General features: G+C 33.3%; 8 protein-coding genes (1 of these 8 cut by a window edge). 7 read left to right on the top strand and 1 reads right to left on the bottom strand.

Annotated features, from left to right (window positions below):
• Window positions 1-9 precede the first annotated feature (9 nt).
• The 5 genes from ACE939_RS07880 (at window position 10) to ACE939_RS07900 (ending at window position 6,024) form a co-directional block, all read left to right on the top strand.
• Window positions 10-489, top strand: coding sequence for a hypothetical protein (locus tag ACE939_RS07880; protein ID WP_378188390.1), 480 nt, complete (start codon window positions 10-12; stop codon window positions 487-489).
• A gap of 314 nt (window positions 490-803) precedes the next feature.
• On the top strand, window positions 804-1,286 hold the full coding sequence (locus ACE939_RS07885) for a MarR family winged helix-turn-helix transcriptional regulator (protein ID WP_378188391.1): 483 nt from the start codon (window positions 804-806) through the stop codon (window positions 1,284-1,286).
• Window positions 1,283-2,536 carry a retropepsin-like aspartic protease gene (locus ACE939_RS07890; RefSeq protein WP_378188393.1) on the top strand — a complete coding sequence of 418 codons (1,254 nt, stop codon included), beginning with the start codon at window positions 1,283-1,285 and terminating at the stop codon, window positions 2,534-2,536. The genes ACE939_RS07885 and ACE939_RS07890 overlap by 4 nt, the downstream gene beginning before the upstream one ends.
• A gap of 94 nt (window positions 2,537-2,630) precedes the next feature.
• Window positions 2,631-5,132 (top strand): zinc-dependent metalloprotease, encoded by a 2,502-nt coding sequence (locus ACE939_RS07895; protein ID WP_378188394.1) that lies wholly within the window; start codon window positions 2,631-2,633, stop codon window positions 5,130-5,132.
• A gap of 259 nt (window positions 5,133-5,391) precedes the next feature.
• Complete coding sequence (locus tag ACE939_RS07900; RefSeq protein WP_378188395.1) at window positions 5,392-6,024, top strand: NAD(P)H-dependent oxidoreductase; 633 nt, start codon at window positions 5,392-5,394, stop codon at window positions 6,022-6,024.
• Between the two features lie 235 nt (window positions 6,025-6,259).
• Here ACE939_RS07900 and ACE939_RS07905 read toward each other — a convergent pair whose 3' ends face one another.
• Window positions 6,260-7,408: a class I SAM-dependent RNA methyltransferase gene (locus ACE939_RS07905; RefSeq protein WP_378188396.1), complete on the bottom strand. Its 1,149-nt coding sequence runs from the start codon at window positions 7,406-7,408 to the stop codon at window positions 6,260-6,262.
• A 71-nt stretch (window positions 7,409-7,479) separates the two neighbouring features.
• On the opposite strand from ACE939_RS07905, the gene ACE939_RS07910 reads away from it, so the two are divergent.
• Both ACE939_RS07910 and ACE939_RS07915 read left to right on the top strand, forming a co-directional pair.
• Window positions 7,480-8,211 (top strand): SAM-dependent methyltransferase, encoded by a 732-nt coding sequence (locus ACE939_RS07910; RefSeq protein WP_378188397.1) that lies wholly within the window; start codon window positions 7,480-7,482, stop codon window positions 8,209-8,211.
• Window positions 8,211-8,705: the 5' portion of a ZIP family metal transporter gene (locus tag ACE939_RS07915; RefSeq protein ID WP_378188398.1), read on the top strand. It continues 183 nt past the right edge of the window; 495 of the gene's 678 nt are visible here — the first part of the coding sequence; its start codon is at window positions 8,211-8,213; the stop codon falls past the right edge of the window. Before ACE939_RS07910 ends, ACE939_RS07915 begins: the two co-directional genes overlap by 1 nt.

The following is an 8,705-nucleotide window of genomic DNA, read 5'->3' on the forward strand; positions in this document are numbered from 1 at the left end:
CCTAAGTTTATGAAAGCAGTTACGGTTAAAACTCTAAAGACAGAATTAAAAGAACGTTCGCATAGCGAACTCATAGAGCTTTGCCTACGTCTATCAAAATTTAAGAAAGAAAACAAAGAACTTCTTACCTATCTTTTACTAGAGGTGCAGGATGAACCTGGATTTATTGAAAGTGTAAAACAAGAGATTTCTAATCAATTTTTAGAAATTAATACAAAAACCTTCTATTTCATTAAGAAAAGTGTCCGCAAAATATTACGAATGGTAAAAAAATATATTCGATATTCCAAAAACAAAGAAACTGAAGTCGAACTATTACTCTATTTCTGCGAACAACTTTACGAATTTTCACCTTCAATCAAAAGAAATAGTACGTTGCTAAACTTATATCGTCGCGAACTTTTCTCTATTCAAAAAAAGATTGAAACATTACATGAAGATCTACAGTATGATTACCAACAAGAATTAGATGAGTTGGAAAATATTTAGTCACTTTGTTCTAAATAATTTTTAAGCTTTTCCCCCTGAAACAAACGCTTCAAAGTCTTTTACCATTTATTTACAAAATTTAGGATAACAGCTTGAATGACCCTTTACATAGCTATTGAGCTAATATCCTCCCCGATCATCTTTAGATAATTTTGTACTACAGAAAGCCTCAACCAGCTCCTACAATGCTTAAAACATTATATACTCTGTACAGATGATTATGATCACCTGTAACCCTACTAGTCAAAATTGAAAATAATTATTAGTTGAACTTTCAACTAATAATACTATCTTTACTGCTAATTATATAGTCTATGGGTAAAGAGATTTTAAGAGAAATTGGAAAGATTTATAGGGCGTTAAACTCTTTTTCGGATATTTTGATGAAATCTATTGATCTGGAAAAAGGTCAATACCAATTTTTACTTCGAATAAAAGAAAACCCTACTATTACCCAACAGCAACTGTCAAAGCTATTGGTGGTAGACAAAACTACCACAGCCAAAGCAGTTAAAAAATTAATACTAAAAGGATATATAGCTAGAGAACAGAATGTTAGTGACAAACGTAACTACGAACTTACCTTAACAAAGAAAGGTAAAGAAATTTGTGTTTTTCTAGATAAAGAAGAACAGTATTCGGTTCGAGAATCATTACAAGGTATGAACCTCAATACTCATCAAGAACTTCTCAATCAACTTAAGTTAATTAGCAAAAACACCACCCAGCTCTATATGAATGCTAAAGGTATTGATAGAGAATTAATCAAAATTTTAATTGAACAAGAAAAACTATGAAACTACATTATTTGATATTTTTTACATCAATCACTTTTCATATAGCTGCTCAACAAAAACTCCCCGTACTCAGAGCAAATTCTCCAATTTTAAATATCAAAGAAGGAGATATTCTCACTACCGAAATTTGGAGAGCTGATCAAAACGTCATGTGGGACGAATTTGTCACTAACTCATTTGAGGGAGTACTGCATCTTAGTTTTATTTCTGACATCGATACGCTTTCATTAAAACTTCAATCAAACAAAACCTATGATTTCATTGTTTTGCTTCCAGAAAATGAAAAAGCATACACAAGAATTAGTACGGATACAAATAAAGAACCTTCTATTCCTCCTAAAAAAATAATAAGTTATAAATATCTTGATAACCGTTCTATCCAAACCAGCGATACGCTATCTTTTACCATTGGACCTGATAACAGAATTTATCTCAAAGGAAAGATCAATCAATCGGACACTCTTAATTTTATATTTGACACAGGAGCAAATGCAATGGTTATCACCAAAGATTTAATAGGAGATAAGGTAAAGATGCAAGTAAACGGAACAACGCAAAATATTGGTTTTGATGGCAGTAAAACTGTATCTACAAGTTCTAACAATACCATAGAAATTGGCAATCTTAAATGGGATAGCGTTCCCTTTATTTCGGTAGACTATAAAAATAAGCTATTTGACGCAGTATTAGGATGGAATGCTTTCGAAAGAAAAATTATCGAACTTGATTATGACAAAAAGTTTCTTATAATCCATAATCAACTGAAGAATATTCCGTTAGGCTATCAAAAAATTGAAACCAAAATGATTGGAGGTTTACCTTATATCTATTGTACTCTTACTGATAATGATAAAATTAGCAAAGGTTGGATAGAATTTGATACTGGCTACAATTACAGTATCTTACTAAGTCAGTTTTTTGATATCAACAATACTTTGGAAAATTCTTTGATTAAAACAGGAGACGGTACCGCTTCAGGAAGTATTGGTATTCGTAAAAAGACGAACGAATATTTACTTCCAGAATTAAAAATCGGGAACCTTGCTACTTACCAAATTCCAATTTCGATAAGCACTATTGATACAGAAAATACAATAAATAATGATTACCTAGGAAATGCATTACTCAAACGCTTCAATGCTATTTTAGATTTCAAAAATTATCTTATCTATTTAAAACCAAATACACTCTTACACACAACTTATTATAAGCGTATCAAAGAAAAAAATGTTCGTTCCACCCACAATTAACTATGTCTAGACTTCAAATTTAAGATTTCAATATTCTAGAAACCGACGTTTTTTGGTATTTTAGTGCCTTCAAAAATGATAAAAACTCCCTTAGATGATTAAAAAAACGTATGGACTATTGTTATATACAGTAGTCATTCTATCCTTTGGTGGATGTTCTGTACTTTCCTCAAAAAAAGGTAAAACAGCAGCATCAGAGACTAGTAAACCCAAAGCAACCGACAAGGATGCTATAAAGCCTTATAATAAGGTAATTACAGACAAAGCAATTAGTGATCCTGGACTCTTTACTATTCATAATATTGATAGTAAATACTATTACGAGATTCCTGATTCCTTACTCAATCGTGAAATGTTGATGGTTACAAGAATTGCAAAGACTGCTACTGGAATTGGGTTTGGTGGTGGAAAGCAAAATACCCAAGTGCTTAGATGGCAACGCAAAAACAAACAAATTCTTTTACGTGTCGTTTCGCATCAAATCGTAGCAGCAGATTCGTTACCGATACATGAAGCGGTTGAAAACTCCAATTTTGAGCCCGTTCTATATGCCTTCCCAATAAAAGCTTTTAACAAAGATAGTGTACAGGGTTCCACCTCTACTGTAATCGAGGTAACCAATTTGTTTAAGAAAGATGTCAAAGCTTTAGGTTTTCCTGACAGACGCCGTAAACAATATAAAATTTCTAAACTTGATGATAGCCGTTCGTATATCGACACCCTACGTAGCTATCCTCTTAATATAGAAGCGCGCCATGTAAAAACTTACAATGCTGCAGCACCTCCTTCTAACACCAGTACGGGATCCATTTCATTGGAGATGAGCAATTCGATGATTTTATTGCCAAAAACTCCTATGAAAAGAAGGTATTTTGATCAACGTGTAGGTTGGTTCGCTAGAGGGCAAGTAGATTACGGTTTAGAAACACAAAAAAGTGAAACTGTACGCTACTTAGACCGTTGGAGACTAGAAGTACGAGATGAAGATAAAGAAAAATTTGAACGAGGTGAACTTGTGGTGCCTAAAAAACAGATCGTATATTATATTGATCGTGCGACGCCTCAAAAATGGAGACAATATATAAAGGATGGTATTGAAGACTGGCAAATAGCTTTTGAAGCGGCTGGTTTTAAAGATGCAATAATTGCCAAAGATCCTCCTAGTCTTGAAGAAGATCCAGACTGGAGTCCAGAAGATGTACGCTACTCGGTAGTGCGCTATTTGGCCTCTCCTATTCCTAATGCTAATGGACCACACGTAAGTGATCCTAGATCTGGCGAAATATTAGAAAGTGATATCAATTGGTATCATAATGTAATGTCATTATTGCGTAACTGGTTTTTTGTCCAAACCGCTGCAATTAACCCAAATGCTCAAGGAGTTGCTTTTAAAGATGAAGTTATGGGACGCTTGATCCGGTTTGTTTCTTCTCACGAAGTAGGACATACACTAGGGTTGCCTCATAACATGGGAAGTAGTGTGGCATACCCCGTAGATTCTTTAAGAAGTCCTGCATTTACTAAAAAATATGGAACAGCACCATCAATTATGGACTATGCTCGCTTTAATTACGTAGCACAGCCAGGCGATGGTGATGTAGCTTTAATGCCCAATATTGGCGTGTACGATAAATATGCAATACAATGGGGGTATAAACCTATTTTGGATAAAACAGCAGAAGATGAAAAGAAAACACTTGATAGTTGGATCTTAGAACACCAAAATGACCCTATGTATCGTTTTGGGAAACAACAACGCGGTGTAATTGATCCTAGTTCTCAAACCGAAGATCTCGGAGATGATGCAGTAAAAGCAAGTATGTATGGTATCAAAAATTTACAACGTATTGTGCCAAATCTAATTACTTGGACTGCCGAGGATGGTAAGAATTATGAAGATCTTAAAACCATGTACGAACAAGTTTTAGGTCAGTTTAATCGTTATATGGGGCATGTAACTAGTAATATTGGTGGTGTGTATGAATATTATAAAACATATGATCAAAAAGGTGCTGTATACACACATGTAGCCAAAACAAAACAAAAACGTGCTATGGCATTCTTAAATGATCAACTTTTTAACACCCCTACTTGGTTATTAGAAAAAAGTATATTCGATAAAATAGAATCTGCAGGTACTATAGAACGTATTCGCAGATTTCAAGTGCGTACCCTAGATAACCTTTTAGATCATGGGAGGATGGCGCGTTTAATTGAGAATGAAGCACTCAATACAAAGGATGCGTACACATTACTTGATATGATGCGTGAATTGCGTACTGGACTTTGGTCCGAACTACGATCGGGTAAGAAAACTGACGTTTATCGTCGTAATCTACAACGAGCTTATATTGATCGTTTACAGTTTCTTATGACTAAAGAGCAACCCAAAATTCCTGAAAATGTAAGACGTTGGGTAGTTCGTACAGATGTCAATGCCTCACAAAGTGATATTCGTGCTGTCGTACGCGCCGAGTTAAATACACTACGTCGCGATGCGCGTAATGCAATCTCAAGATTATCTGATACGATGACTAAATATCATTTACAGGATATTGTTGAACGTATCGACATAATTTTGGATCCTAAAGCTTGATTACAAATCATTCAAAATAACTAAAGACACAATCCTGTTTGATTAGGTAATCAAACAGGATTTTTTTATCCCTGTACTTATCACTGTCTATACTTATAAATCTTATTTAATCCTACGGATATAAGTATACTTTTTTAGAAACGGAAACCAGCTTATAAACTTTATACCACTATAAAAGTAAATAGGCAAGTTAATTTCTTAGCCTATATCAATTTTAATTTTCTTATTGATATAGTACCTTCGCGGCAAAAGACTTTGTATGGAATTATTAGATAAATTACAATGGCGTTATGCTGCCAAAGCCATGAACGGTAAAAAAGTACCTCAAGCTAAAATTGATAATATTATAGAGGCTGCTTCGCTCGCTCCAACCTCTAGCGGATTACAACCTTTTGAAATTTTAGTTATTACTAATCAAGAGATTAAAGAGAAAATTAAACCCGTAGCATGGAATCAGTCGGTAATTACTGATTGCTCACATTTACTAGTATTTGCTGCTTGGGATACCTATACAGCTGATCGTATAAATAAGATGTTTGATTTAACCAATGAAGTTCGCGGTTTTAAAAACGAAGGATGGGAAAATTATCGAAAAATGTTACTTGACAGTTATCCTCAAAAAGATGCTGAAGTGAATTTTAATCATGCTGCTAAACAAGCATATATTGCTTTTTCTCAATCAATAGCCGCTGCTGCTTTTGAAGAAGTTGATAGCACTCCGTTAGAAGGTTTTGATCCTACTGCCGTGGATGAAATTTTAAATTTAAGAGAAAAAGGGTTACGTAGTTGTGTTATGTTACCGCTTGGATACCGTGATGAAGAGAATGACTGGTTGGTTAATTTGGTTAAAGTTAGAAAAAGTAAAGACGATTTAGTTACCATCATTGATTAATACTATTTCCAATATAATTTTAAATCTTTGTAAATAAAAACCTCTATAATTAGATATCCCCAAAATGTTTGAAACTTTTGGGGGTACCTACTACTATAAAATTCAAGAGAGCATAAGCTTTAAATTTTAAATCATAGAGAATCATTTAAGAAATAAAATCTATATCTTGATAGTAGTATACTTACTTAAGCAACTTTTTTATTAAAATTTGGAGCCAATTATATCACAGCGTTTTTTACTTTTCTAGATTGAACTTTGCCTTTTTACTACCTTCATACATTTCATATTTGACCAACCTACCTTCGAGCTTACCATTAAATACTTTAATTTTTCTAGAAGGCCTAAGACCTACATATTTTAATCCTTCCAAATTGGATGTTATAAACCATGCATTTGTTCCCGGATACCCCTTTTTTAAAGTATCGCCAATCTGGGCATAAAATTCTTCTATATTTAACTGTTGTAAACGCTCCCCATAAGGAGGGTTAAAAACCATGTGTAATGAGCCTTCAGTAGGTTTTGAACTTTCAAAAAAATCATCTTCTTTAACAGTTATAAAATCAGAAAGATTTGCGTTAATTACATTTTCTTTCGTTTTACGTACGGCAGAAGGTGCTTTATCTGATGCAAAGATTTTAAACGTAAAATCTCTAACTTTTTTAAGAGATGCAGCCTCTATTTTTTCAAAAAGATCCATATCCCAATCTAACCACTTTTCAAAGGCAAACTCTTTTCGATTCAAATTCGCAGGAATATTACAAGCGATCATAGCAGCTTCTATAGCCAACGTCCCACTACCACACATTGGATCCATAAAATCACATTGACCTCTCCAACCAGAATGCAATAATACACCAGCGGCCAAGACTTCATTTATTGGTGCTATATTAGTTACTGTTCTATAACCTCGATGGTGTAATGATCCACCAGAACTATCCAAAGAAACTGTACACATATTTTCCTGAATATGAATATTAATTGTCAAATCAGGATACTCTGTATCAACATTGGGACGTTCCCCTGATTCTTCTCTAAATTTATCTACAATAGCATCTTTAGCTTTAAGCGAAACAAATTGAGAATGTTTAAATTTAGTGGAGTGAACTGTTGCATATATTGCGAAAGTATCATTTGCATCCATATAATTCTCCCAAGTAAGGGATCTTACAAAATTATATAAATCCTTTTCATTTTGAATTCTCTTATCACCAATTGGTTTTAGTATTTTTAATGCAGTTCGTAAACAGAGATTTGCTTTGTACATAAAACCCAAATCACCATAAAAGCTAACTACCCTATTTCCTGTCTTCACACGTTCTGCTCCGAGATCTCTTAACTCTTTTGCCAATAATTCTTCAAAACCAAAAAAAGTTTTGGCTGTCATTTTATACGAATTGCTCACTATATTGTTATTCTCTAGTTATAAATTGCAAAAATACATTAATTTTGCCCTCTATGCTAAAAGATTCTACAAAGTGGTATGCGTCATGGTTTGACACACCCTATTATCATATTTTATACAAAGATCGTGATCATGCTGAAGCACAAAGCTTTATGGATAAACTCACACATTATCTTAATTTAAGTGCTGGAGAAAAAGTACTTGACCTTGCTTGTGGTAAGGGTAGACATAGTATTTATTTAAATTCATTAGGGCTTGAGGTTACTGGTGTAGATTTATCCCCTGAGAGTATAATACATGCCCAGCAGTTTAGTAATGAAACACTTCATTTTGAAGTACATGATATGTGTAAGCCTTATGGTAATAAATTCGATGCAGTTTTTAATTTATTTACAAGCTTTGGGTATTTTGATAATGAAGAAGATAATCTAAATACTTTAAAAGCGATTAAAGCTGATCTTAACGAAAACGGAATAGCTTGTATAGATTTTCTAAATACACCTTACGTACTCAATAATCTAATAGCAGAAGAAACCAAAGTTGTAGATACTATTTCATTTGATTTAAAACGCTATTATAAAGACGGGCATATTTTTAAGGAGATACGCTTCTCTGACCAGGGAGAAGAATATTTTTATACAGAGCGCGTCAAAGCGATAACACTTGATAATTTCAAAGAATTATTTGAAAGAGCTGATATTCACTTATTAGATACCTTTGGAGATTATGCATTAAATAAATATCATAAGAATCATTCACCTAGACTTATTTTAATTTTTAAATAGTGTATCACTATCTTCCTTCCATACTTGCTGTACTTATTGGTTTCTTAATCGTCTATATATTTAAACCAAACAATCAGAAAAACTTAAAACTACTATTAGCGTTTAGTGGTGCTTTTCTGTTAGCAATAACTGTATTCAATTTACTTCCTGAAGTTTTTGAAGATCACGAAAATTCTAAATCCATCGGAGTGTGGATCATGATTGGTATTTTATTTCAAAAGATTCTAGAATATTTTTCAAGAGGTGCAGAACATGGACATCTTCATTTAGATAATAAAACACATAAAGTTCCCATACTGCTTTTTATAAGTTTGGGAATTCATGCATTGCTAGAAGGTTTTCCTATTCATCATAGTGAAGGGATAATCTTGGGAATTATTGTCCATAAAATTCCGATTGCAATGATTTTAACTACATTTCTCTTAAAAACAGAAATTAAACGTCCAGTGATTTTTATTTTACTCTCTATTTTTGCAATGATGACACCATTGGGA

This window comes from Aquimarina rhodophyticola, from assembly GCF_042434915.1.
Lineage (GTDB): Bacteria > Bacteroidota > Bacteroidia > Flavobacteriales > Flavobacteriaceae > Aquimarina.